The 23,820-nt window shown below is 72.8% G+C and carries 22 protein-coding genes; 10 read left to right on the plus strand and 12 right to left on the minus strand.

The genetic code is table 11. The features are described 5' to 3' along the window. Positions 1-227 precede the first annotated feature (227 nt). Positions 228-2,651 (plus strand): endopeptidase La, encoded by a 2,424-nt coding sequence (gene lon / locus AB0G63_RS27715; RefSeq protein WP_360755420.1) that lies wholly within the window; start codon positions 228-230, stop codon positions 2,649-2,651. A gap of 95 nt (positions 2,652-2,746) precedes the next feature. Here lon and AB0G63_RS27720 read toward each other — a convergent pair whose 3' ends face one another. Beyond that, a complete protein-coding gene (locus AB0G63_RS27720) occupies positions 2,747-3,565 on the minus strand; it encodes a lysozyme (RefSeq protein ID WP_360755422.1) in 819 nt (272 codons plus the stop codon). Positions 3,566-3,894: 329 nt separating this feature from the next. Here AB0G63_RS27720 and AB0G63_RS27725 point away from each other — a divergent pair, with 329 nt between their 5' ends. Beyond that, complete coding sequence (locus tag AB0G63_RS27725) at positions 3,895-4,386, plus strand: MarR family transcriptional regulator (RefSeq protein WP_360755425.1); 492 nt, start codon at positions 3,895-3,897, stop codon at positions 4,384-4,386. On the opposite strand, the gene AB0G63_RS27730 is transcribed toward AB0G63_RS27725, so the two are convergent. Both AB0G63_RS27730 and AB0G63_RS27735 read right to left on the minus strand, forming a co-directional pair. After that, positions 4,301-5,155: a PIG-L deacetylase family protein gene (locus tag AB0G63_RS27730; protein WP_360755428.1), complete on the minus strand. Its 855-nt coding sequence runs from the start codon at positions 5,153-5,155 to the stop codon at positions 4,301-4,303. The genes AB0G63_RS27725 and AB0G63_RS27730 overlap by 86 nt on opposite strands. 168 nt (positions 5,156-5,323) lie before the next feature. After that, the gene (locus AB0G63_RS27735; protein ID WP_360755431.1) at positions 5,324-6,109 is read right to left on the minus strand and encodes a protein phosphatase 2C domain-containing protein; all 786 of its coding nucleotides are present in this window, start codon (positions 6,107-6,109) and stop codon (positions 5,324-5,326) included. A 378-nt stretch (positions 6,110-6,487) separates the two neighbouring features. Between AB0G63_RS27735 and AB0G63_RS27740 the strand changes: the two genes are divergently transcribed. The 5 genes from AB0G63_RS27740 (at position 6,488) to AB0G63_RS27760 (ending at position 12,382) form a co-directional block, all read left to right on the plus strand. Further along, a complete protein-coding gene (locus tag AB0G63_RS27740; protein WP_360755434.1) occupies positions 6,488-9,460 on the plus strand; it encodes a nitrate- and nitrite sensing domain-containing protein in 2,973 nt (990 codons plus the stop codon). Then, the gene (locus tag AB0G63_RS27745; RefSeq protein ID WP_360755437.1) at positions 9,457-9,960 is read left to right on the plus strand and encodes a roadblock/LC7 domain-containing protein; all 504 of its coding nucleotides are present in this window, start codon (positions 9,457-9,459) and stop codon (positions 9,958-9,960) included. The genes AB0G63_RS27740 and AB0G63_RS27745 overlap by 4 nt, the downstream gene beginning before the upstream one ends. Then, a complete protein-coding gene (locus AB0G63_RS27750) occupies positions 9,957-10,379 on the plus strand; it encodes a DUF742 domain-containing protein (protein ID WP_360755441.1) in 423 nt (140 codons plus the stop codon). Before AB0G63_RS27745 ends, AB0G63_RS27750 begins: the two co-directional genes overlap by 4 nt. Beyond that, a complete protein-coding gene (locus tag AB0G63_RS27755; protein WP_360755444.1) occupies positions 10,360-10,998 on the plus strand; it encodes an ATP/GTP-binding protein in 639 nt (212 codons plus the stop codon). The genes AB0G63_RS27750 and AB0G63_RS27755 overlap by 20 nt, the downstream gene beginning before the upstream one ends. Positions 10,999-11,128: 130 nt before the next feature. Then, complete coding sequence (locus tag AB0G63_RS27760; RefSeq protein WP_360755447.1) at positions 11,129-12,382, plus strand: styrene monooxygenase/indole monooxygenase family protein; 1,254 nt, start codon at positions 11,129-11,131, stop codon at positions 12,380-12,382. Here AB0G63_RS27760 and AB0G63_RS27765 read toward each other — a convergent pair. The 4 genes from AB0G63_RS27765 to AB0G63_RS27780 form a co-directional block, all read right to left on the minus strand. After that, entirely contained in the window at positions 12,355-13,581 is a 1,227-nt protein-coding gene (locus AB0G63_RS27765) for a C40 family peptidase (protein ID WP_360755450.1), read from the minus strand. The two genes, AB0G63_RS27760 and AB0G63_RS27765, sit on opposite strands and share 28 nt — an antisense overlap. Positions 13,582-13,684: 103 nt before the next feature. Further along, positions 13,685-14,011, minus strand: coding sequence for a hypothetical protein (locus tag AB0G63_RS27770; RefSeq protein WP_360755452.1), 327 nt, complete (start codon positions 14,009-14,011; stop codon positions 13,685-13,687). Continuing rightward, on the minus strand, positions 14,004-14,657 hold the full coding sequence (locus tag AB0G63_RS27775) for a TetR/AcrR family transcriptional regulator (RefSeq protein WP_360755454.1): 654 nt from the start codon (positions 14,655-14,657) through the stop codon (positions 14,004-14,006). The genes AB0G63_RS27770 and AB0G63_RS27775 overlap by 8 nt, the downstream gene beginning before the upstream one ends. A gap of 491 nt (positions 14,658-15,148) precedes the next feature. Beyond that, entirely contained in the window at positions 15,149-16,087 is a 939-nt protein-coding gene (locus AB0G63_RS27780) for a diiron oxygenase (RefSeq protein WP_360755457.1), read from the minus strand. Positions 16,088-16,209: 122 nt separating this feature from the next. On the opposite strand from AB0G63_RS27780, the gene AB0G63_RS27785 reads away from it, so the two are divergent. Beyond that, the gene (locus AB0G63_RS27785; protein ID WP_360755459.1) at positions 16,210-17,316 is read left to right on the plus strand and encodes a ferritin-like domain-containing protein; all 1,107 of its coding nucleotides are present in this window, start codon (positions 16,210-16,212) and stop codon (positions 17,314-17,316) included. Between the two features lie 24 nt (positions 17,317-17,340). After that, on the plus strand, positions 17,341-18,234 hold the full coding sequence (locus AB0G63_RS27790; protein WP_360755462.1) for an ADP-ribosylglycohydrolase family protein: 894 nt from the start codon (positions 17,341-17,343) through the stop codon (positions 18,232-18,234). Between the two features lie 75 nt (positions 18,235-18,309). On the opposite strand, the gene AB0G63_RS27795 is transcribed toward AB0G63_RS27790, so the two are convergent. The 5 genes from AB0G63_RS27795 to AB0G63_RS27815 form a co-directional block, all read right to left on the minus strand. Further along, positions 18,310-18,894: a YrhB domain-containing protein gene (locus AB0G63_RS27795; protein ID WP_360755465.1), complete on the minus strand. Its 585-nt coding sequence runs from the start codon at positions 18,892-18,894 to the stop codon at positions 18,310-18,312. 74 nt (positions 18,895-18,968) lie between these two features. Next, positions 18,969-20,441, minus strand: a complete 1,473-nt coding sequence (locus AB0G63_RS27800; protein WP_360755468.1) for a penicillin-binding transpeptidase domain-containing protein — start codon at positions 20,439-20,441, stop codon at positions 18,969-18,971. Continuing rightward, entirely contained in the window at positions 20,438-21,799 is a 1,362-nt protein-coding gene (locus AB0G63_RS27805; protein WP_360755472.1) for an FtsW/RodA/SpoVE family cell cycle protein, read from the minus strand. Before AB0G63_RS27805 ends, AB0G63_RS27800 begins: the two co-directional genes overlap by 4 nt. A gap of 43 nt (positions 21,800-21,842) precedes the next feature. Further along, complete coding sequence (locus tag AB0G63_RS27810) at positions 21,843-22,298, minus strand: SH3 domain-containing protein (RefSeq protein WP_360755474.1); 456 nt, start codon at positions 22,296-22,298, stop codon at positions 21,843-21,845. A 95-nt stretch (positions 22,299-22,393) separates the two neighbouring features. Then, positions 22,394-22,900, minus strand: a complete 507-nt coding sequence (locus AB0G63_RS27815) for a dual specificity protein phosphatase family protein (protein ID WP_360755477.1) — start codon at positions 22,898-22,900, stop codon at positions 22,394-22,396. A gap of 112 nt (positions 22,901-23,012) precedes the next feature. Here AB0G63_RS27815 and AB0G63_RS27820 point away from each other — a divergent pair, with 112 nt between their 5' ends. Beyond that, positions 23,013-23,816, plus strand: a complete 804-nt coding sequence (locus AB0G63_RS27820) for a nuclease-related domain-containing protein (protein ID WP_360755480.1) — start codon at positions 23,013-23,015, stop codon at positions 23,814-23,816. Positions 23,817-23,820: the final 4 nt, after the last annotated feature.

A 23,820-nucleotide genomic window follows, 5' to 3' on the forward strand; every position in this document is an offset into this window, starting at 1 on the left:
GCACCCCCGCCCGGCGCCCGCCGGGCACCCCCGCCCGGCGCCCGCCGGGCACCCCCGTCCGGCGTCCGCCAAGGGCACCCGCCCGGCGGACGGTCTCCGGTCCTCTTCACGGCGTACGCCGGCCTCCGGCCGCGGTGATCGCTCTCGGCGAACACCCTCCGGGGAACAACGGCATGCCGCCGAGCATTGAGTCGGCATAGCTCAACTTGACTGCCGAAGGGGAGATCATGGCTGCTGAGTCCGAGGCGTTCACACCGCTCGCCCTGCCTGTGCTGCCGCTCGACGACGAGGTCGTGCTGCCCGGCATGGTGGTTCCGCTGGACCTGAGCGACGCCGACGTGCGCGCCGCGGTGGAGGCCGCCCAGGCCGCCGCCCGCTCCGAGCCGGGGAAGCCCAGGGTTCTCCTGGTGCCCCGCGTCGACGGGACCTACGCGGGCACCGGTGTGCTCGGCACCGTCGAGCAGGTCGGCCGGCTGGCCGACGGTGACCCGGGCGCGCTGATCCGCGGCCGTGGCCGCGTGCGGATCGGCGCGGGCACCACCGGCCCGGGCGCGGCGCTGTGGGTCGAGGGCACGCGGATCGACGAGAAGGTGCCCGACCCCCTGCCGGGGCACGCGGCCGAACTGGTCAAGGAGTACAAGGCGCTCGCCACCGCCTGGCTGCGCAAGCGCGGCGCCTGGCAGGTCGTCGACCGGGTCCAGGCCATCGACGACGTCTCCGCGCTCGCCGACAACTCCGGCTACTCGCCCTTCCTCACCACCGAGCAGAAGCTCCAGCTCCTGGAGACCACCGACCCGGTCGCCCGCCTGAAGCTGGCCACCCAGCAGCTGCGCGACCACCTCGCCGAGCAGGATGTCGCCGAGACCATCGCCAAGGACGTCCAGGAAGGCGTCGACAAGCAGCAGCGGGAGTTCCTGTTGCGCCGTCAGCTGGAGGCCGTCCGCAAGGAGCTGCGCGAGCTCAACGGCGAGAAGGAGGGCGACGAGTCCGACGACTACCGCGCCCGCGTCGAGGCCGCCGACCTGCCGGAGAAGGTCCGCGAGGCCGCTCTGAAGGAGGTCGACAAGCTGGAGCGGTCCTCCGACCAGTCGCCCGAGGGCTCCTGGATCCGCACCTGGCTCGACACCGTCCTCGAACTGCCGTGGAACGAGCGCACCGAGGACGCCTACGACATCCAGGGCGCCAAGGCGGTCCTGGACGCCGAGCACGCCGGTCTGGAGGACGTGAAGGAGCGGATCACCGAGTACCTCGCGGTCCGCAAGCGCCGCGCCGACCGGGGCCTGGGCGTCGTCGGCGGCCGGCGCGGAGGCGCCGTACTGGCCCTGGTCGGCCCGCCCGGCGTCGGCAAGACCTCGCTCGGCGAGTCCGTGGCGCACGCCATGGGCCGCAAGTTCGTCCGCGTCGCCCTCGGCGGCGTCCGCGACGAGGCGGAGATCCGCGGTCACCGGCGCACCTACGTCGGCGCGCTGCCCGGCCGGATCGTCCGCGCGATCAAGGAGGCCGGATCGATGAACCCGGTCGTCCTGCTGGACGAGATCGACAAGGTCGGCTCCGACTTCCGCGGCGACCCCGCGGCGGCCCTCCTCGAAGTCCTGGACCCGGCGCAGAACCACACCTTCCGCGACCACTACCTGGAGGTCGAACTCGACCTGTCCGACGTCGTCTTCCTCGCCACCGCCAACGTCCTGGAGGCCATCCCGGAGGCCCTCCTGGACCGTATGGAACTGGTACGCCTGGACGGTTACACCGAGGACGAGAAGGTCGTCATCGCCCGCGACCACCTGCTCCCGCGCCAGCTGGAGCGGGCCGGCCTCGCCGAGGACGAGGTGACGCTGGACGAGAGCGCGCTGCGCAAGCTCGCCGGCGAGTACACGCGCGAGGCGGGCGTGCGCACTCTGGAGCGGTCGATCGCCCGGCTGCTGCGCAAGATCGCCGCGCAGCACGAACTCGGCGAGCGGGAGCTGCCGTTCACCGTTCGCGCGGACGATCTGCGCGACCTGATCGGCCGGCCGCACCACGTGCCGGAGGCGGCCCAGGACCCGGCCGAGCGCCGTACCGCGGTGCCCGGCGTGGCTACGGGCCTGGCGGTCACCGGGGCCGGCGGTGACGTCCTGTTCGTCGAGGCGTCCCTCGCGGACCCGGAGACGGGCGCGGCGGGCCTGACCCTGACCGGTCAGCTGGGCGACGTGATGAAGGAGTCGGCGCAGATCGCGCTGAGTTTCCTGCGCAGCCACGGAGCCGAGCTGGAGCTGCCGGTGGCGGACCTGAAGGACCGGGGCGTGCACATCCACTTCCCGGCCGGCGCGGTCCCCAAGGACGGCCCGAGCGCCGGCATCACGATGACGACCGCGCTGGCCTCGCTGCTGTCCGGCCGGCTGGTCCGCACCGACGTGGCGATGACCGGTGAGGTCTCGCTGACCGGCCGCGTCCTGCCGATCGGCGGGGTGAAGCAGAAGCTGCTCGCGGCGCAGCGGGCGGGCGTGACCACGGTCATCATCCCCAAGCGCAACGAGCCCGACCTGGACGACGTCCCCGCGGAGGTGCTGGACAAGCTCGACGTGCACGCCGTCACCGACGTCCGCCAGGTCCTCGAGCTGGCCCTCGCGCCCGCCACGAGCGGCGCGGAGTCGGAGGTTCCGGTGGCGGCGTGACGGACGCTGCCGGATCGGGGAAGGCCCGGGTTCTCGTGAGGGGGCCCGGGTCTTCACCCTGTGCCGAGCGAGGCGTCAGCGTGCGGGGCGGGGCGTCAGCCGGTGGCGAGCGCCTGCACCCGGTCGAGCGCGCCGTTGAACTTGTCGTGGTCGCCGACGGTCGGCCCGGACGAGGTGTACTGCCACATCGTGTAGTACGACCATCCGGCCGGCAGCGTCCCCGGGTCGGAGGCGTACCGCGCGATCCACAGCGGGTTGGCGGCGGCGAAGCCGCCGTAGTTGCCGGTGCACTGGGTCCACCAGCTGGTGGCCGTGTAGATCACGGCGTCGCGGCCGGTGCGGGACTTGTACGTGTTGAGGAAGTCGGCGATCCAACTGACCATGGCGCTGGTCGACTTGCCGTAGCAGGCGGCGCCGTAGGGGTTCCACTCGATGTCGAGCGCGCCCGGGAGGGTCTTGCCGTCCCCGGACCAGCCGCCGCCGTGGTCCACGAAGTAGTTGGCCTGGGTCGCGCCGCTGGTGGTGTCCGGGGTCGCGAAGTGGTACGCGCCGCGGATCATGCCCACGTTGTACGAGCCGTTGTACTGCTGTGCGAAGTAGGGGTTCGTGTAGTACGTCCCCTCGGTGGCCTTGGTGTACGCCCACTTGACCCCGCTGCTCCACAGGGTCGACCAGGCGACGTTGCCCTGGTAACCGGCCACGTCGACGCCCTCCGTCTGGGTGGCGTCGCCGGTGCTGGGGGCGCCGTCGCTGCCGTCGTGGGCCAGGACGCCCATGCCCATGTACGCGGAGCCGCGGGCGGGCGTGCCCGCGGCGGACGCCGGCACGGCGAGGGCGAGGGAGAGTGCGGCGAGCAGGAGCCCGACGAGGAAGAGGCGCCGGGGGAGGAGCGGTCCGGGTCTGTGCACGGGCATGACGTGCCTCCGAAGGCTCGGTGATGCTCGGTGGTGGTGGGGGGGGGAGGGTGCGGGAGGTGCGTGGGAGGTGCGGCGAGGTGCGTGGGAGGTGCGGGGGAGGTGCGGCGAGGTGCTGGAAGGCGCCGGCGCTGACCGGCCGGGCGCCCAGGAATGGCGTGAGCATGCCATCAGTCCCCCGTTGAAGAAGCTACGCACGTAGACCGCGGGCTGGGAAGAGGGACCGGAGGCTGCCGTTGGTCTAAGCCTGCGAAATACTTGCCGAGCTGCGGCGATGACGGCGTTCGGCGGAAACTTTCAGGACCGGGAAAACCGAGGCAGGAACTGACGTGCACGAAGGCGGAAACGGCGGCGGACGCCGAGCGGAGTCGCAGGCGTCACCGAGTGGTGCGGACCAGGAATACCTGTCCCTGGAGCGCGAACTGACGGTTCTGCTGCGGCGCGCCCGCGCCAGCCAGGGCGAGATGGCCCGCGAGGTCCACCCGGACCTGGAACCGGCCGCCTACGGCCTCCTCGTGCGGCTGGAGGAGCACGGCCGCCAGCGGGCGACGGAACTGGCCGCCTACATCGGCGTGGGCAAGGCCACCATGTCCCGCCAGCTGCGCGCCCTCGAGGAGCTGGGCCTGGTCGCCCGCGAGCCCGACCCCGCCGACGGACGGGCCTGGCTGGTTCACCTCACCGAGGAGGGCCGCGGCCGGGTCGGCAAGGTCCGCGAGGCCCGCCGCGCCCGCTACGTCAGTCAGCTGGCCCACTGGGACCGCCGGGAAGTGGCCGAACTGGCCCGGCTGCTCGGTCAGTTGAACCGGGGAATGGAACGGTAGCCCGAGACCCGAGCGCGTCCCGTCCGGCATGCGCCGCGGCCGGGGCGAGCGGGTGGCGCACGTACCACTCGGTGGCCAGCAGCTCCTCCCGTTCCGCCGCGGGCAGGGCGGCCAGCCGCCCCGGCAGGGCTCCCCGCGCCACCTCGCTGCGGTGGGCCATGACAGCGGCGATCTTCCGCTCCAGCCACGGACGGACGTCGACGGTCAGGCCGACCCAGACGTCCGGAACGCTGTACAGGGCCCGCCCCGAGCGGACCAGACGGGCGCCCAGGTCCCGCGCGGCCGAGTCGGGGTGGGTGGCCAGGAGGACCGAGTCCGGCCGCCAGGGGGCGCCGGCGTCCGGATGGAGGCCGGCCAGCCCGGCGGCCTGGGCCGCGAGCACGGTCACCCGGTGGGTGTGGACATGGTCGGGATGGCCGGTCAGCCCGCCGCAGGGGTCGTGGGTGACGACGATGTCCGGGCGGAACTCCCGCACGTGTGCGACCAGTCGGCCCACCGCCTCGTCGAGCGGCGCGTCGCACCACCGTGCCGCGCCGGGCGCCGACTGCGGGACGCGGGCGTCCGCGTAGCCGAGCAGGCGCGGGGGAGCGGCGCCGAGGATGCGCAGCGCGTCGGCCAGTTCGCCGGCGCGCCAGGTGCCCGCCGCCCAGGTCGCCGTGACCACCGCGGTCCGGGCGCCGGCCGCCGCCTGCCGTGCGAGCAGCCCGCCGGCCGACAGGGACTCGTCGTCCGGGTGCGCGAAGACCGCCAGGATGCTGGGCAGGGACATGCGCCTCGTGCCGTCCTCTCCGGTCGTGCGGTCGCGCGGTCCTGTCGTACGGTCGCGTGGTCGCGTGGTCGCGTGGTCGCGTGGTGGTGCGGTCGTGGCCGGGCAGCCGTGGAACTCGTCGGCCGGATCGGCGCGTGGCCGGGTCGGCGCGTGGCCGGGGTGGCCGGGTCACAGCTCCGCGTACACCACCGTCGCGTCGTCGTGTGTCTTGGCGCGGCCCAGGAACGCCCGCTGGGTGTCGGCCGACTCCAGGGCGCGTACGCGGTTCAGCAGCGCCCGGGCGCCGTGCTCGCGCACGAGTCTCAGGCAGTCCGTCCAGTCTCCTTCCCCGAACCGCTCCACCCACCTCGCCGCCCCGTCCGTCAGCGCGGCCAGCGCCCGCACCCGGTCCCGCCGCAGCACCCCCGTCACCGCCCGGTCCGCCACCGACGGATCAGCCGCCGCCGTGAAGAACCCGCCCTCCTTGTTGCGGACGTGGGCGTCGACCAGGGCGTCCGTCGCCAGGGCGGACCGGGGCAGCCGCGCCAGCCGGTCGTCCAGCAGGGCCGTGACCGAACCGTCCGGCGACTCCACCAGCAGGACGGAGTCCGACAGGACCAGGTACTCCACCTTCCGCGTCGACCAGCGCGCCACGACCACCGTCGCCTGCGGTGTCCGTGGGTGAGAAAGGTCACAGGTTTGCGTGTGTGACTCGGCGGTGCGCGTGATGGCCCGGGACAGGGCCTGCGAGAGCGGAACATCCGGGAGGGAAAGGGTCAGTTCGGTCAGCGCCCCGCCCAGCCGCGCGGTGTACCAGGGGACCGAATGCAGACACCCGGTGCCACCCTTCGGCGGCGTCACTCCGTCCAGGACCACCAGGGCGCCACCCTGTCCCGAAGCGGGCAGGACGACAGCGGCGAAGTCCTCGTTGGCGAGGGTGTGGTCGCCCGGCTCCGAGACAAGTTCCGTACGCATTCAGCCAGTCTGCACGAGCCCTTCACGGGGTTCACGAAAGGCTGGCAATCGCCGCAGGGCCGACACCACCTCGCAGGTCAGGCGTCTGTTTTGCGGGGGAATTCGCCGCTCCGGGAATGCGTGGCGGCAAATATTGCCACTGCCCGCCGCAGACGTCCAACCGGCCCACCGCACAGGACCGGTGCAACGGTCAGAGGAACTTGCCCGCCAACTCCCCTCCGATGTTCACTCCTTCGGGTGGCGGGTCAGGTGATGCGCGGCCACCGCCCACCGGCACTGGGAGGGTCGGGGACCGTACCGGGCACACGCGCAGTCGGCACCTGCTGACGCAACGTCACCCGGGCCCATGGGTAACACGAGTCAGGAATGCGAGCACCGGTGCAGAAGACGCGGCCTCGTCGCACAGGCAAGCAGACGGACCCCGCAGCGGGCGCGGAGCGCACGCCCGGCACTCCCGACACCGTCACCGGAAAGGGCCGGCGCACCCACGTGCGCAACCGGCTCATCGTCGCCGTGGCGGTCGTCGCGGCCGCCATAGCCGGGGCCGGCGCCCCCGCCGTCCTGGCCGCCTCCGCTCAGCTGAAGGACTCCCAGGACCTGGTCACCCTCGCCGAGCAGACCCAGGACGCCCTCGCTCTCGCCCACGCCCTCGCCGACGAGCGGGACGAGGTGACGTCGTACATCGCCGCCGGGCGGCCCAAGACGAAGGCGCCCACCGAGCAGCGCAGCGCCCGCGTCGACCGGCAGGTCGAGGAACTGCGCGCCGACCCGGACGTCCCCGCCTCCCTGCGCGGCGACCTCGACGGCATCGCCGCCCTGCGCCGGGCCGCGCTCACCGGCAAGAGCAGCGCCCTGGAGGCGCACGACGCCTACTCCGGCGCCGTCACCGAGCTGCACCGGCTCGCCGAGCGGCTGGCCGAGCAGATGCCGCCGCGCGCCGGATCGGGCGCGTACGCCCTCGCCGAGCTCGACTCCGCCGTACAGCAGGCCGCCGCCACCCGCGGGCTGCTGCTGGCGGCGCTGAACGTGCCCACGACCTCGCAGACCGTCATCAGCCCGGTCACCGGCCTGCCCACGACGACCACCACGTCCACGTCCGCCGACGCCAAGCAGCGCGACGCCCTGACCTCCGCCGCGGTCCAGGCCCGCCTGCGCTCCGACGCCGCCCTCGCCGGCTTCCGCGAGAGCGCCGCCAAGGCCGCCCTGACGTCGTACGACTCCACCGTCACCGGTCCCGAGGTGAACTCCGCGGAGAAGTACCTCGCCTCCCTCACCGACCAGCCGACGCTGTCCGACTCCGACCTCGGCACCAGCACCGGGAAGCTCGACGCCGCGCTGTCCGCCCGCATCGACGCGATGCGCGGCGTGGAGTCCGCCCTGTACGAGCGCCGCACCAAGGACCTCGCCCAGCTCCGCGACGACGACGTCACCGCGCTGGAACTCCGCATCGCCGTCCTCGGCGCCCTCATGCTGCTCGCCGTCGGCGTCGCCACCGCCATGGCCCGCACGCTGACCCGTCCGCTCGCCGTGCTGCGCCTCGGCTCGGCCCGGCTCGCGCAGGCCGAGGACCCGACCGCCGAGGAACCCGTCAAGTTCACCGGCCGGAACGACGAGTTCGCCCAGGTCGTCTGCTCCGTCAACGCCCTGCACGCGCGCGCCGTCGCGCTCCACGAGCGCATCGCCACCCTGGAGGCCGACCGCAAGCACCTGGTCGGCCAGCGGCAGAAGATGGCGGACGCCCGCGAGGAGCTGCGCTCCGAACTCGCCGACTCCGCCGCCCAGCTGGGGCGGCTGCGGGACAGCATCGGCGGCACCTTCGTCAACCTCGCCCTGCGCACGCTCGGCCTGGTCGAACGGCAACTCGCCGTCATCGAGGGCCTGGAGGAGCGGGAGCAGGACCCCGACCGCCTCTCCACCCTGTTCAAGCTCGACCACTTCGCCACGGTCATGCGCCGGCACAGCGAGAACCTCCTCGTCCTCGCCGGCACCGAGCACGTCCAGCAGCACGCCGGCCCCGTGCCGCTCGTCGACGTCGTCCGCGCCGCGGTCAGCGAGATCGAGCGCTACGAGCGCGTCCGCATCGCCGCGCTGCCGCCGCACGCGCACGTGGCCGGATTCGCCGCCGACGACCTGTCCCACCTGCTGGCCGAACTCATGGAGAACGCCACCGCCTTCTCCCCGCCCGACCTGCCGGTCGAGGTCTCCGGCTGGCTCCTGGAGAACGGCGAGGTCATGCTCTCCGTCCAGGACGAGGGCATCGGCATGACCCCCGAGCGGATGACCCGCCTCAACGCCCGCCTGGCCGAGTTCGACCCGGAGTCGCCCTACGACCAGGAGGGCGAGGACGGTCTCGGCCTGGGCCTCTACGTCGTCGCCCGCCTCGCCCACCGGCACGGCGTGCGCGTCCAGTTGCGTGACCAGAAGCAGGCCGGCGTCGCCGCGGTCGTGGTCCTGCCCACCCCGCTGCTGGCGGCCGCGCCGTCGGCCGCCGTGCCGGCGTCCGCCTCGCCCGCACCGGGCAGCGCCGCCTCCTTCTCCCTGCCCGGCGCCGACGCCGAGGCCAACTCCAACGTGCTGCACGGCCGTTCCGACTCCGGCGACCCGCTGGTGGCGCTGGCGGAGAAGGCGGTGCGCGAGCGGGGCGACGCCGACGCCGGCGCGGAAGCGGCCGTACGAGGGGAGCGGCCGGCGCCGGACGCGCCGGACGCGCCGGACGCGGGCGCGCCGGACGTGCCGGAGGCGCTGGAAGAGACCGCGGAAGGGCCCGCGCACGAGAGCGCGGACCCGGCCGCGGCGGGGGCCGCAGGAGAGACTGGGGGAGAGGCCGGCGTCGGCGCGGGGAACGCTGACGCCGCCGGCGAGCCGGAAGCGGTTCGCGAGCGGCCCGCCGAGACCACGATGGAGCTCCTGCTCCCGGCACCGCCCGAGGAGGAGCCCCCGACCCACACCCACCCCGCGTCCGCCGGGGAAGGCCCGCAGCAGCCGTCCGCGCCCGACCGCGAGGACGGCACCAGCGGAGCCGCCGACGCCGGCCGGAAGGCGCCCGGGGAGGGCGACGCCGCAGCGGAACACACCCGTACCGCGGACGAAGAGCCCGTCACCGACAAGGGTCTGCCCAAGCGGACCCCGAAGATCACCGCACCCGCCGAGGTTCCACGCCCCCGGAGCGGTTCCGTCGACGCCGAAGCCCTGCGCCGCAGGCTCGGCGGCTTCCGTCGGGGGGCGGAGGCCGGATACCGCGACGTGACGGCGGAGATCGCTGAACGGACCGGCCAGAACCGGACGCCGGAGACAGCGGAACCCACACCCGAACAAGCCACGGGGGGCACAGTCGAGGAGGCAAGCAGTTGACCGCGCCCAGTACCTTCGGACTGAGCAGTGAGGCCCGTAACCTGCACTGGCTGCTGACCAACCTCGTCGAGGAGGTGCCGGGCATCCAGTCGGTCGCGGTGGTCTCCTCCGACGGTCTGCTGCTGCTCTCCTCGGACCCCGGACGCAACGAGGAGGCCCGGCAGACGAAGACCGGCACGGCCGGCGGACCCCGCGGCTCCGCCGCCGACCTGGCCACCGTCGTCTCCGGCATCGGCAGCCTCACCGTCGGCACCGCCAAGCTGATGGACTTCGGCGGCGTGAAGCACACGATGGTCGCGATGGACGAGGGCAGCCTGTTCGTGATGTCGATCAGCGACGGCTCTCTGCTCGGCGTGCACGGCGCGGCGGACTGCGACATGAGCGTGGTGGCCTACCACATGGCCCTGTTCGTCGGCCGCGCCGGCCACGTGCTGACGCCCGAACTCCGCAGCGAGCTACGAAAATCCCTGGAGTCGCAGTCCGCGGGGAGTCCCCGATGACCAGTGCGCCGAAGAACAGCAAGAAGCACCTGCCGGTCCGCGGCGGCGACCGCAAGCCCGCCCGCGTCCGTCCCTACTCGCTCACCGGCGGCCGCACCCGCTTCGGCCACGTCCTCCTCGTGGAGACGTTCGTGGCGGCGCTGGAGGCTCCGGAGGAGCGCAAGGAGCTGACGAATGGTTCCCTCACCACCCGGGTCATGCCGGAGATGCGGGCCATCGTCGAACTGTGCCGCCGCATGCGCACGGTGGCCGAGATCGCCGCGCTGCTGAAGATGCCGCTCGGCGTGGTCCGCGTGCTCCTCAGCGACCTCGCGGACCAGGGAAAGATCCGCGTGTACGGCACGGGAACCGGCCACGGCACCGGCCGTCCGGACCGCGCTCTGCTGGAAAGGGTGCTGAGTGGACTCCGCCGTCTCTGACGCCGCCCATGGCGTCTCCCCCCTCGCCGAACCGGACGAGGACCTGAAATCCTGGCAGACGGACCGCACCCGTGCACCGATCGCCACGAAGATAGTCGTGGCCGGTGGCTTCGGCGTGGGCAAGACCACGCTGGTCACCACCGTCTCCGAGATCACGCCCCTCCAGACCGAGGCCCTGATGACCGAGGCGAGCGAGGAGCACGACGACCTCACCGCCACGCCCGGCAAACTGACCACCACCGTGGCCATGGACTTCGGCCGCATCACGCTCGACGACGACCTGGTGCTCTACCTGTTCGGCACGCCGGGCCAGCAGCGGTTCTGGTTCATGTGGGACGACCTGGTGCGCGGCGCGATCGGCGCCGTCGTCCTGGCCGACACCCGTCGGCTGAAGGACTGCTTCCCGGCACTGGACTACTTCGAGAGCTGCGGACTGCCGTACGTCGTCGCGGTCAACCACTTCGACGGCAGCGAGCTGTTCGAGCCGGAGGACGTGCGGGAGGCGCTGACCATCCCCGCGCACATACCCGTCATGATCATGGACGCGCGGCGCCGGATCTCGGTGATCGAGACCCTGCTGTCCCTCGTGGCCCACGCCCTCGAGGAAACGCCCGCGTAGTCCCCTCCGTCGTTCGTCTCCGCCTTCGTCCGTCGTACCTCCGTCTTCGTCCGTCGTTCCTCCGTCTTCGTCCGTCGTTCCTCCGTCGTACCTAGTCGTCCCTCCGTCGTACCTAGGAGAGCCCACCCGCATGCGGAAGATACTCGTCGTCGGAGCCGGCCAGTCCGGCCTCCAGCTCGCCCTCGGACTGCAGTCGCACGGGTACGAGGTCACCCTGATGTCGAACCGGACGGCGGACGAGATCCGCACCGGCCGGGTCATGTCGACGCAGTGCATGTTCCACACGGCGCTGCAGCACGAGCGCGATCTCCAGCTGAACTTCTGGGAGTCCCAGGCCCCGAAGATCGAAGGACTCGGCGTCTCGGTGGCGGCCCCGGGCTCCTTCGAGCCCGGACCGTCGCAGCGTGCGATCGACTGGGTGGGCAAGCTCGACGGGTACGCCCAGTCGGTCGACCAGCGGGTGAAGATGTCCGGCTGGATGGAGACGTTCGCGCAGCGCGGCGGCCAGCTCGTCATCCACGGCGCGGCCGTCTCCGACCTCGACTACTTCTCCCGCGCCTACGACCTGGTGCTGGTCTCGGCCGGCAAGGGCGAGCTGGTGCAGATGTTCGGCCGGGACGCCTCCCGCTCCCCCTACAGCGAGCCGCAGCGCGCGCTGGCGGTGGCCTACGTCCACGGGCTCGGCCCGCGCCCGGAGCACCCGCACTACGACGCCGTCCGCTGCAACCTGGTGCCCGGCGTCGGCGAGTTGTTCGTCATGCCCACCCTCACCACGTCCGGCCGCGCGGACATCCTGTTCTGGGAGGGCATACCCGGCGGCCCGCTCGACGTCTTCAACGGCGTCAAGGACCCGGGGGAGCACCTCTCCCTGACCCTGGAACTCATGGAGAAGTTCCTCCCCTGGGAGTACGACCGGGCCACCAAGGTCGAGCTGACCGACGCCGGCGGCACGCTCGCCGGCCGCTACGCGCCCACCGTCCGCAACCCCATCGGCCGGCTGCCCGGCGGCGGGCTGGTTCTCGGTGTCGCGGACGTCGTCGTCGCCAACGACCCGATCACCGGGCAGGGCTCCAACTCCGCCTCCAAGTGCGCGGCCGCCTACCTCGCCTCGATCATCGAACGCGAGGACAAGCCGTTCGACGAGGAGTGGATGCAGGCCACGTTCGACCGGTACTGGCAGACCGCACAGCACGTCACCAAGTGGACGAACGCGATGCTCGCGCCGCCGCCGGAGCACGTGCTGAACCTCATCGGCGCGGCCGGCCAGCTCCAGCCGGTCGCCGACCGGTTCGCCAACGCGTTCAACAACCCGGCCGACTTCGAGAACTTCTTCTACGAGCCCGAGAAGACGGAGGCCTACCTCGCCTCCGTGACCGGGGCCTGATCGGGGGCTTGGTCCTGGGCCTGGTCCTGGTCCTGGTCTTGGGCTTGGTCCGGGGTTTGGGCGGGGGCCTGGTCCGGGGTTCGGGTACGGGCCTGGTCCGGGGTTCGGGTACGGGCCTGGTCGCCGTCCGGGCGTACGGCTCCGAGGATCGGGTACGACGCGACCGGCGAGACCTCGACCTGCTCGCCGGTCCGCGGAGCCTCGATCACCTTCCCGTTCCCCAGGTACATCGCCACGTGCGTCGCCTCGGGGAAGTAGACCACCAGGTCGCCGGGGCGCAGTTCCGTCAACGGGATCCTCGGCAGCCGAGCCCACTGCTCCTGGCTGGTCCGGGGGATGGGCCGGCCTGCCTGCGCCCAGGCCTGCGCGGTCAGGCCCGAGCAGTCGTACGAGTCCGGTCCCTGGGCGCCCCACTCGTACGGCTTCCCGAGCTGCTCGGTGGCGTAGCGCAGGGCACGGTCGCCCTCCGGCGAGGGGGCGCGCTCGGGGCCCAGCGCCCCGGACGCCGTGAGGTGCTGCTGCGCCGCGTCGACGTTCTCCGCTTCCAAGTTGCGTAGTCTGCTGAGCTGTTCGGGGGTGAGGGAGGCGAGCGCCTGCTCCACGTCGTGGAGTTTCGCGCGTACCTCGTCGCGCTGCTTCTGCTGCCGGGCGGCGAGGGTGAGCTGGTCGTCGAGGGCCTTGCGGGCCTTGCGGGCCAGGTCGTCCGCCTTCTTCTCGGTGCCGGTCAGGCGGCCCACCGTCTCGGCGCGCTCCCGCGCCAGCCGGCCGATCACATGGCCCTGGTCGAGGGCGTGCTGCGGGTCGCGGGCCAGCAGCAGCCGTACGTAGGGGGAGATGTCCGTGCTGTCCTGGTACTCCTGGCGGGCGAGACGGCCCGCCGCGCCCCGGCTGTCGTGCAGGCGGAGGCGGGCCCGGGCCAGTGCGCCGTCCAGGCGGACCACCTCGGCGCGCTGCCTGCGGAGCCGCTCGGCGGTCGCGTTGTAGGTCTCGGTGGCCTGCTCGGCCTGCCGGTAGCGGGCTTGAAGGTCCGTCAGCAGTTCGGTGACGGTGCGGTCGCCGGGTTCGGGCGCGGGCGCGGCTGCGGGCGCGGCTGCGGGCGCGGCCGTGGCTGTGGCTGTGGTCGTGGCGGGCAGCGGTGCGAGGGCCGTGCCGGCCGCCGTCGCCGCCGTGCACGCCAGGCGCAGAAGCCTTCCTGACACGTCATCACCTCCGGGGCGGGGTGGCCCCTCCACCCCGCACCGCGAGCTTCAGACGGGTGCGGCGGGTCCGCGCGCCGGGTGTGCGCGCATCGGCGCAAGCGCGTCACCCGTCGGTGTCGTCGGGGGTGCCGTCCGGCGTGGTGTCTCGCTTGGGGTCCGGTTTCGACCACGGCCACTTCAGGCCTGCCTGGTGACCGGGGGCGTACTCGTACTTCCAGCCCAGCGTCAGGCCCAGCCGCTTGCTGTGGCCCCGGGGGACGCGGCGGTAGACCAGCACGGTGGGCGGGCCGCCGTCGGGGTCCGGGACCGGGATACGGTACGTCTTGGGCGGGTGCCCGGTGGGGCCCACCAGCACGGGCAGCACGCGGCCGTCCATCGGGCCGCCCTCGAAGGGGGTGTCTTCGCTCTTCACGCGACCAGTGTCAGACATCCTCGGCGAGCGTCCGCACCAGCGCCGCGGTCTGCGCGTCCCGGGACGCGGTGACCGTCAGGACCGCGGCGAACTGCTCGACGAGCCAGTCGCGCAGTTCGTCGACGGGCGGCTGCTTGTCCTCGTCCAGCCAGATCAGGGAGGCCGCCTCGACCGCGGTGATCCACATCCGGACCGTCATGCGCAGCCGCGGGCCGGGGTCGGTGACGTCCAGGTGGCTGAGGATGTGCTCGGCGGCGGCCCGGCGTACGCCGTCCACGATGGCGGTGGTACGGGACGTCGAGACGACGCTGCCGCCCTGGAGCAGCGCGCTGAAGCCGGCGTCGTGCTGGTCGACGAAGGTGAGGTAGCGGTCGAGGGCTCGGGCGAGACGGGGCAGGAGCGGGCCCTCGCGGGGCTCGTCGAAGCACTCCTGGAGCTCGTCGGCGGCGGACCTGAGCGCGGCCTCGTACAGCTGCTGCTTGCCGCCGGGGAAGTACCGGTACACCAGGGGCCGTGACACCCCGGCCGCCTCCGCCACGTCGTCCAGGGACACGTCCTCGGGGGCGCGGTGCGCGAAGAGGCCGAGCGCGGCCTCCAGGAGCTGGCTGCGGCGTTCCTCGACGCTGAGGCGGCGGTAGGCGGGGGTGGGGGCCGAGGGGGTCATGGACCGCAGCGTAACCGGAGGCCCGGGTGGTGGGTGGCTGCGGCGGGCTGCGCGGGTTTCGGGGGGTGCGGGGTGCCTGCGGCGGCGTGCGCGGGTTTCGGGGGGTGCGGGGTGCCTGCGGCGGCGTGCGCGGGTTCGGTGGGGGTGCGCAGTGCCTGCGGCGCCTGTGCGGTTTCGGTGGGGTGCGGGGTGCCTGCGGCGGCCTGCGCGGGTTCGGTGGGGGTGCGCAGTGCCTGCGGCGCCTGTGCGGGCTTGGTGGGGGTGCGCGGTGCGCGGGCGGTGGGGGGTGGGTCGGGGCCGGGACGGGGGTGTCCGTCCTCGGAACGGCGCGGAATCGGGCGCTGGAGAGGTACTGGGGTTGACGCGCCAACCGCTGCGGGCGAACACCCCCGTCCCGTCCCCTTCCCGCCGTGCGCGGCCTCTGGTCGTGCGATGGTCCGGACACCGCTTCACCGCGGCCTCTGGTCGTGCGACGGCTCGGGCGGCTGCCGCTACGCCAGCAGGCCCGACGACTTCCACAGGCGGCGGCCCACGCCGCGCAGGACGCCGATGTCGTCCAGGAAGTCCGTCAGGCGCTTCGCGCCGGTCTGCATGACCTCGCGGCGGTGGGGGCTGGCCTTCACCTGTGCCATGGCCTCGCGCTTGTCCAGGCCTACGTTCGTGTAGACGTCGGGGTTGATGAAGGCGACGGAGAAGACGCGGGCGAACTCGCCGGAGGTGACGCGGGTGAACTCCTGCGACCAGCGCGGGGCGGTCACCATCTGGCGGCGCAGCTCCTCGCGGGCGTAGCGGACGTGGCGGGCCTCCTCCACGACGTGGATGCGGGTGACGCCCCGGATGAGGGTCTGGACGCGCTCGTCCGGGAAGGTCAGGCGCTGCATCCAGTCCAGGACCTCCTCGCCGAGGAGGGTGGCGGTGAAGGAGCCGGGCGTGGTGGAGATCGTCTTGAACAGGCGGCCCAGGTGTTGGTGCGTCCGGCTCACCGGGTACCAGGGGGTGCCGCCGTGCGAGATCAGGCGGGCGAACATCTTCGAGTGCCGGCACTCGTCCTCGATCTCGGTGAGGGCGTAGCGGACGTGAGCGCTGGTGGCCGACTTGTCGTAGATGTGCCGGACCAGGAGCTGCATGAGGATCAGCTCGAACCAGATGCCGAGCGAGGCCAGGGACGCGGCCTCGTGCTGGGAGAGCAGGATGCGCTGTTCCTCGCTCATCCGCTTCCACATGGGCGTGTCGTACAGCGACACCAGCTCCGGCGGCCAGAACCACTTGCCCTCCTCGAAGGGCGCGTCCCAGTCCAGCTCCTTGTCCGGGTCGAAGGAGTGCTTGGCGGAAGAGGCGAGCAGCCGCTCGGCCACCTGCTCCCGGTCCTTGAGCAGTCCGAGCGCGTCGCGCAGTCCTTCGAGCGCGTCGGCTTCCGTCAGGGTCGTCATCGTTCCCTCGCTTCGTTACCGGCGGTCATATCGCTACTTATGAGACTGCCTGTCAGCAAGCTCGTCAATCCCCTGCGCGCGACTTGTTGACCCCGCGTCTACCGCGTGTGAGCCTGCGAGACATGCCGACATACGACCTGTACGCCAAGGACCCCGGAGACTCCCTCTGGCAGGTGCCGGCGAGCGGCGCGGCCCGATTCAGCTGGGAGTACGACGACGGCCGTGACCGCCTGCTCGCCCTCTACCAGAAGGGCAAGGACAAGCAGTGGGACGGGCAGCGGCGGATCGACTGGGACCTGGAGGTCGACCCGTACGATCCGCTGGGCACGCCGGACGAGGCGATGACCCTGTACGGCACCAGATACTGGGCGAAGTTCACCGAGCGGGAGAAGGGCGAGCTGCGCAAGCACTACGCGTCCTGGCAGTTCAGCCAGTTCCTGCACGGTGAGCAGGGCGCGATGGTGTGCGCGGCGCGGATCGTGGAGTCCGTGCCCGACCTGGACGCCAAGTTCTACTCGGCGACCCAGACCATGGACGAGGCCCGGCACGCCGAGGTCTACGGCCGCTTCCTGCACGAGAAGATCGGGATGCTCTACCCGATCAACGACAATCTGCGGTCGCTGCTCGAGGACACCCTGCGGGACTCGCGCTGGGACATGCCCTACCTGGGCATGCAGGTGCTGATCGAGGGGCTGGCGCTGGCCGCCTTCGGCATGATCAGGGACACCACCGACAAGCCGCTGCCCAAGCAGATCCTCGCCTACGTCATGCAGGACGAGGCCCGGCACGTCGCCTTCGGCCGCATGGCGCTGCGGGACTACTACCGGCAGCTGAGCGACGCCGAACTCCGGGAACGGGAGGAGTTCGTCATCGAGGGCTGCTACCTGATGCGGGACCGGCTGCGGGGCGTGGAGGTCCTGGAGAACTTCGGCATTCCGCGGGGTGAGGCGGAGGAGTTCAGCGAGCGGTCCGAGTTCCTCGCGCTGTTCCGGCAGCTGTTGTTCTCCCGGATCGTGCCGTGCGTGAAGGACATCGGGCTGTGGGGGAAGCGGCTGCAGCAGGCGTATGTCGACATGGGCGTGTTCGAGATGGGCGACTCCAACCTGGATCTGCTGATGGCCCAGGACGAGGAGATCGCGGAGCGGCTGGACGCCGAGCGGTTCGCGGCGGAGGAACGGGAGCGCGTGGCGGAGGTGGAGGAGACGATCGAAGCCGGAGCCGAGGGCTGACGGCGGCCGTGGGAGGCTGACCGGATGACGCCGACGAACCGTGCCGCCGCCCGCCGCAGCCTCGAAGGACTGTCGCTCGGCGACGCGTTCGGCGAGCGCTGGTTCCCCCTCTTCCGCGACCCGCGCCAGGCCTACGAGGAGGTCCGCGCCCGGCGCACACCGCCGGAGCCCCGGTGGCACTGGACGGACGACACGGCGATGGCGCTGGGCGTCCTGCGGGTCCTCGACGACCACGGCGAGATCCGGCAGCGGGACCTCGCCCTGGCCTTCGCGCTCGGCTACGACGCCGATCCGGCCCGCGGCTACGGCCACGGCATGCACGACCTGCTGCCCCGGCTGCTCGCGGAGCCGGACCGCTGGCCGGAACTGGCGCGCGGGCTGTTCGGCGGGGAGGGCAGCCTGGGCAACGGCGCCGCGATGCGGGTGGCGCCCCTCGGCGCCTGGTTCCACGACAGCCTCCCGCGCGTCGTCGAGCAGGCGGTGCTGTCCGCCGAGGTCACCCACGCCCACCCGGAGGGCGTCGCCGGGGCGGTCGCCGTGGCCGTGGCGGCGGCGCTGTCGGCACGGCACGAACTGACCCTGGCTGCCGTCGCCGCGCTCACCCCGGACAGCGCGGTGCGGGACGGGCTCCTGCGTGCCGCCCGGCTGCCCTTCGCCACCGAGCCCTGGAAGGCCTCCGACCTGCTCGGCAACGGGCAGCGCGTCCGCGCCGACGACACCGTGCCGTTCGCCCTCTGGTCCGCCGCCCGCCACCCGGACGACCTGACCGCCGCCCTGTGGAGCACCGCCGAGGGCTTCGGCGACGTCGACACCACCTGCGCCATCACCGGAGGCGTCGTCGCCGCCCGGACCGGCGCCGACGGCGTCCCGCCGGAGTGGCTGCACCGCCGGGAGGCACTGCCCGGAGCGTCCGGCTAGAACGCGGCCGGGCCGTTTCGTTGTGGCAGGAACGGGACCGGGTGCGCGATCGGCTTGCCGACTGGCTTCTTTCGGTCACCCCTCGGGTCTGTGACCGGTTCGGACTTCCGCCGCGCTCAGAATCGTCTTCACCGCGAATACCGGGTCGAGAGGCTCCACGAGCTCTTCGGTGGCGACGGCCACGAGACGCGCGGGTGCCTCACCGTCCAGCAAAGCGCTGACGTATTCGATGGCCTCCGCGGGCGAGAGCACGGGCAGCCTCTGGCGCAGTGTCCGCACGGCGTGCATGCGTCCGCGCGCGGCGGCGACTTCGCCGAGCGCGTCGTGCAGATCGTCCACCGCGGTGCGCACCGGCAGCCCACGTATCCGGGCTCGGTAGTCGGCCTCCCACGCCCCGGTGTGCGCGGAGACGACGCCGATCCGGTGCAGTCCGCCGTCGACCCGGTCGACCAGGTAGGGCCCGTTGCCGACCAGCATGAACCCCGGGTTCCGGGTGCGTACGAACTCCTCGGAGGCCCAGGAGACGATCCACACCAGCTCGTGCTCCTCGACGTCGACCACGGCCATCCGCATCGCGTCCGCATCCGCGGCCCGCCACTGCTGGTAGTCGCGCTCCAACTGGTCCTCGACAGCCCGAACGGCGGCCTCTCGCTCGATCACGCGTGCAGCTTCCCGCACGGACCCCTCGCCCGGCCAGCGCATTCGCACGGCCCAGGGTGGCGTACCGGGTGCCCCTAGAGCTGGTCGGGTCGGGAGTGCAGCACCGCTTCCGTCACCGCGCGGGCGATCGGCGCCGCCATCCCGCCCCCGGTGATCTCCCGGCGCTTCGCCGACGCGTCCTCCACGACCACCGCGACCGCCACCCTCGCCTCCAGGTCCCCTTCACCCCGGGCCCAGGAGACGAACCAGGCGTACGGCGTGCCGGCGTTGCCGAGGCCGTGCTGGGCGGTGCCGGTCTTGCCGCCGACGACCGCGCCGGGGACGAACGCGTTCCGGCCCGTGCCCGCCGCCACGACGTCCTCCATCAGCTCCCTCAGCCGGGCGGCCGTCGCCGGCCGCATCGCCCGGCGGGCGGGCTGCGGGACCGTCTGGGACACCAGGCCGCCGTCGTGCGTCGTCGTCCGCCGCACCAGGTACGGCGGCCGTACCAGCCCCCCGTTCGCGACGGCCGCCGCGACCATCGCCATCTGCAGCGGCGTGGCCCGCGTGTTGTACTGCCCGATCGACGACAGCGCCAGCTGCGCCCGGTCCACCGAGGTGTCGAAGGTGCTCGGCGACACGGAGAAGGGGATGCGCAGCGCCGGGTCGTTGAAGCCGAAGGCCGATGCCGTCCGTGCCATGGCGGCCCGGCCCACGTCCACGCCCAGCTTGGCGAACACGGTGTTGCAGGACCGTACGAACGCCTTCCGCAGCGAGGCGTCGGCGCAGCCGCCGGACTCGTTCGTCAGCGAGGTCGAGGTGCCCGGCAGGGTGTACGGGTCCGGCGAGCGGGTCGGCGCGTCGATGTCCGCGACCACGCCCGCGTCCAGCGCGGCCGCGGCGGTGACCACCTTGAACGTGGAACCCGGCGGATACGTCTGCCGGACCGCCCGGTTGAGCATCGGCTTGTCCGGATCGGCGTTCAGCCGCGCCCACGCCCGCGTCGTCGACGCCGCGTTCCCGGACAGCACCGCGGGGTCGTACGACGGGGCCGACACCAGCGCCAGCACCCTGCCCGTCGCCGGTTCGATCGCCGCCACCGCGCCCTTGCGCCCGGCGAGCCCCTCGTACGCCGCCTGCTGCGCGGCCGGGTCCAGGGTGGTGACGACGTGCCCGCCCGGGGCGCGGGCGCGCGTCAGGTCGCTCCACAGCGGCAGCGGCGCGAGCAGCGGATCGGTGCCGGACAGGACGCCGTCCTCGGTGTGCTCCAGCAGCGTCGTGCCGTACCTCTGCGAGGCGAACCCGGTGACGGGCGCGTACAACGGACCGTTGGCGTACGTGCGTTCGTAGCGGAGCTGCTCGCCGGAGTCGCGGGAGCCGGTGACCGCCTCGCCGCCGACCAGGATGTCGCCGCGCGGCTGGCCGTAACGGGCGATGGTCGGGCGGCGGTCGGCCGGGTCGCCGTCGTAGGAGGGGGCCTGTACGACCTGGACGCGGGCGGCGTTGACCAGCAGCGCCACGAGCAGCAGGGCGCAGAAGAGGGCGGCGTGGCGGATGTGGCGCGTCACGGCGCCGCCTGCGGGGTGCGGGGGCGCCGGGCCGAGTCGCTCAGCCGGATCAGCAGCGCCGTCATCGCCCAGTTGGTGACGACCGAGGAGCCGCCCTGCGCGAGGAACGGCATCGCCATGCCCGTCAGCGGGATCAGGCCCGTAACCCCGCCCGCGATCACGAACACCTGAAGGGCGATGATCGAGGAGAGGCCCACCGCGAGGAGCCGGCCGAAGGCGTCCCGGGTGGCGAGGGCGGCCCGGTAGCCGCGCTCCACGAACAGGCCGTACAGGATGAAGATCGCGGACAGGCCCGCCAGGCCCAGCTCCTCGCCCGCGGTCGCCAGGATGAAGTCCGACTTGACGGCGAAGCCGATCAGGACGGAGTGGCCGAGCCCCAGCCCGGTGCCGAGGACGCCGCCCGCGGCGAAGGCGAACAGCGACTGCGCGACCTGGCCGGGGCCCCGGCCGGCCTCGATGGAGGCGAACGGGTGCAGCCAGTCCTCGACCCTGTCGTGCACGTGCGGCTCCAGTACGCCGACGGCCACGGCGCCCAGGGCGGCCAGCAGCAGCCCGACCGCGATCCAGCCGGTGCGGCCGGTGGCCACGTACAGCAGGACCACGAACAGGGCGAAGAACAGCAGCGACGTGCCCAGGTCGCGCTCCAGCACCAGCACGCCGACGCTCACCAGCCAGACGGTGAGGATCGGGCCGAGGGCCCGGCCGGTGGGCAGCCGCAGCCGCCAGACGCGGCGGCCCGCGAACGCCGGCCCGCCCTGGTCCGAGGCCAGGTACGCGGCGAAGAACACCGCCAGCAGCACCTTCGCGAACTCGCCCGGCTGGATGGAGAACCCGGCGGCCCGGATCCAGATCCGGGCGCCGTTGACCGGCGGGAAGAGGATCGGCAGCGTGAGCAGCAGCAGCGCGGCGACCACGCAGCCGCGGGCGTGGCGCTGCAGGATGCGGTGGTCGCGCAGCAGCAGAACGGTCACAGTGAACAGGGCCACGCCCAGCGCGGACCACACGAGCTGGGCGGGGGCCGCCGGGCCGCCCGGGGTCTCCAGGTCGAGCCGGTAGATCAGGACCAGCCCGAGGCCGTTGAGCAGCACGCCGATCGGCAGCGGCAGCGGATCGGCGTACGGGGCGCGCAGCCGCACCGCGAGATGCGCCAGCAGCGCGAGCACGCCGAGCCCGGCGCCGTAACCGGCGGCGCCGGGCGGGACGGCGCCGTGCCTGGCGAGCCCGACGCCGCAGTAGCCGCACACGGACAGCAGTACGGCGACGACGATGAGGGCGAGCTCGATGCCACGGCGCCGGGGGAGGTGCACCGCGGGGGCGGGGTCGTCCGTCCGCTCCACGGTCGTTCCGGCGTTGATCATGCCCGGAACATACCCAAATAGTGCGTCTTGTGATCTCCGGGGCTCAGCACCAGCGTGGTGTCGCCCCGATCACTTCGATGAAGCGCGCCGCCCCCCAGGCCCAGGTCCCGTCTGGGAGGAGGTACCAGAGCCGGTCGCCCTGGACGCTCTCGCCCGTGGTCTTGCAGAAGATCGACACGTGTTCGCCCCGGTGGGCCACGCGGATGACCTGGCTGCCACGGTTCGGCGCGCTGCGCAGCAGCAGCGTGCTCGCGGTCACCACGCCCCGGGCGAACCGGTCGTGCCGGCCGCCGTCGTGCTGACCGTCGTACTGGCCGCTGCTCTGGCCCTCGTCCTGGTCGCTGCTCTGGTCGTCCCACTGGCCTTCGTACTGGCCGCTGCTCTGGCCGTCCTCCTGGTCCCAGTCGTCGGCGAGGGCGGGGGTGGCGACGGCCGACGTGACGAGGGCACCGGCGGCAGCGGCTATGGCCAGACGCGTGAGGGCGGAACGCAGGGACATGGTGATACCTCCGTGAATGTGGATGGAAGCTGACTGATCGCCACATTAGGAGGGGAATGACCCGGCCGCCCGTCACGCTGGGCCATAGGGGCGCGTCACTCGGTGAGCTCCTCCAGCAGCCGCGCCGTCGCCAGCCCGGAGCGCAGGTACTCGACGAAGAGGTCGTTGTGCAACGCCCACGGGGAACGGCGGTCCCGGATCAGCCGGATCGCCTCGTCCGCGGAAGCCCCGCGCCTCACCAGAGCGTGTGCGACGACCAGCCCCGAGCGGTTGTACCCGTGGTAACAGCGGACGAGGATCTTCCGGCCCTCCTCCAGCGCGTCGCCCGCCGCCTGCGCCAGGCGCATCACACCCGCGAGCTGCGTGCCGTCCAGCGGGCCGTCCGGAATCGGCCACACATGGTGCTCCACGCCCGGATCGGGCCCGTGCCCCGGCAGCCTCAGCAAGGTCTGCACCAGGTCGAACTCGTCCCGCACGACGGCGAACTCCACCTGCCCGGAATGCCCCCTGAACTCGTGCCCGCCCATCCACAGGCCGGGCACGATCTCGTTCCACGGAGCGTCCGGAGCCGGTACGTCGGGTTGCTTCCTGCGGTTGCGCAACGACGCCTCCCCAACATGCCCGTACGTAACATGCCTCCAGCGCCTCTCCAAGGTAACCGGGTTCTTGCCCCTGGAGCACCCCGCCTGTTCCCATGGTCGTGGGGTGATGAGCATGAGCGGACTGCGCGTCATACCGACCTGGCGACACGGTCAGGAACGGCTCTACGTCTGCCTCGAGGACGGCCGGAACATCGCCTGGTACGACCGGGAGGCGGCCCGGGTCAACCTGCTCAGCGACGACCGGAGACAGGACGTGCTGGAGGTCCTGGGCCCCTTCCTCACCGGTTCGGTGACGGTCGGCCCGCCCCCGGTGCCGACCCCGGCCGAGCTGGCCCGGCTGTCGCTCCATCCGGACGACGACCTGGCGCCCAACCGCCCCGGCGAGGCACTCCAGATCGACCTGGACCGTGATCCCGGCCCGCCGCACCGCTTCCGCCCCGACCCCCGCCGCAAGGCCCTCGCGGCCGAGCAGGCGGTGGGCGAGGCCCTGGACCGGCTGGACGGCGCGGGCTGGCACGCCCTGCACTCGATCCCGCTGCCCGGCGGCGACCGCATCCACCACCTCGCGATCGGCCCCGGCGGCCTGTTCGCCGTGCACACGCTGCCCGCCCACAGGCAGCGGGTGACGGTCGCCGACCCGATGGTGGCCCTGGGCCGCCGCGAGCCCCGGCCGCTGCTGCGCCGGGTGCGCGCTGACGCGGGCCGCGCCTCCTACGCCCTGACCGCCGAGGTCCGCCCCGTCCTGGCCCTGGCCGGTCCCGCCGAGGTCTCGGTCCCCGTCCCCCTCCGCGAGGTCCGCGTCGTCACGGACGCGGACATCGCGGATCTGGCCCGCCTGGGCGGCATCCTCAAGCCGGCCGACGTGGAGGCCCTGCACGCGATGGCCCGCGACCGGCACACGTGGACGCGGGTGTGATCGG

The sequence above is a fragment of the Streptomyces sp. NPDC020996 genome (genome assembly GCF_040641355.1).
In the GTDB taxonomy this organism is placed as follows: Bacteria; Actinomycetota; Actinomycetes; order Streptomycetales; family Streptomycetaceae; genus Streptomyces.

Coding starts and splice junctions, on each gene's coding strand:
- lon (WP_360755420.1), top strand. CDS start 228: ATGGCTGCTGAGTCCGAGGCGTTCACACCGCTCGCCCTGCCTGTGCTG.
- AB0G63_RS27720 (WP_360755422.1), bottom strand. CDS start 3,565: ATGCCCGTGCACAGACCCGGACCGCTCCTCCCCCGGCGCCTCTTCCTC.
- AB0G63_RS27730 (WP_360755428.1), bottom strand. CDS start 5,155: ATGTCCCTGCCCAGCATCCTGGCGGTCTTCGCGCACCCGGACGACGAG.
- AB0G63_RS27735 (WP_360755431.1), bottom strand. CDS start 6,109: ATGCGTACGGAACTTGTCTCGGAGCCGGGCGACCACACCCTCGCCAAC.
- AB0G63_RS27750 (WP_360755441.1), top strand. CDS start 9,957: ATGACCAGTGCGCCGAAGAACAGCAAGAAGCACCTGCCGGTCCGCGGC.
- AB0G63_RS27760 (WP_360755447.1), top strand. CDS start 11,129: ATGCGGAAGATACTCGTCGTCGGAGCCGGCCAGTCCGGCCTCCAGCTC.
- AB0G63_RS27770 (WP_360755452.1), bottom strand. CDS start 14,011: ATGTCTGACACTGGTCGCGTGAAGAGCGAAGACACCCCCTTCGAGGGC.
- AB0G63_RS27775 (WP_360755454.1), bottom strand. CDS start 14,657: ATGACCCCCTCGGCCCCCACCCCCGCCTACCGCCGCCTCAGCGTCGAG.
- AB0G63_RS27780 (WP_360755457.1), bottom strand. CDS start 16,087: ATGACGACCCTGACGGAAGCCGACGCGCTCGAAGGACTGCGCGACGCG.
- AB0G63_RS27785 (WP_360755459.1), top strand. CDS start 16,210: ATGCCGACATACGACCTGTACGCCAAGGACCCCGGAGACTCCCTCTGG.
- AB0G63_RS27790 (WP_360755462.1), top strand. CDS start 17,341: ATGACGCCGACGAACCGTGCCGCCGCCCGCCGCAGCCTCGAAGGACTG.
- AB0G63_RS27805 (WP_360755472.1), bottom strand. CDS start 21,799: ATGATCAACGCCGGAACGACCGTGGAGCGGACGGACGACCCCGCCCCC.
- AB0G63_RS27810 (WP_360755474.1), bottom strand. CDS start 22,298: ATGTCCCTGCGTTCCGCCCTCACGCGTCTGGCCATAGCCGCTGCCGCC.
- AB0G63_RS27820 (WP_360755480.1), top strand. CDS start 23,013: ATGAGCGGACTGCGCGTCATACCGACCTGGCGACACGGTCAGGAACGG.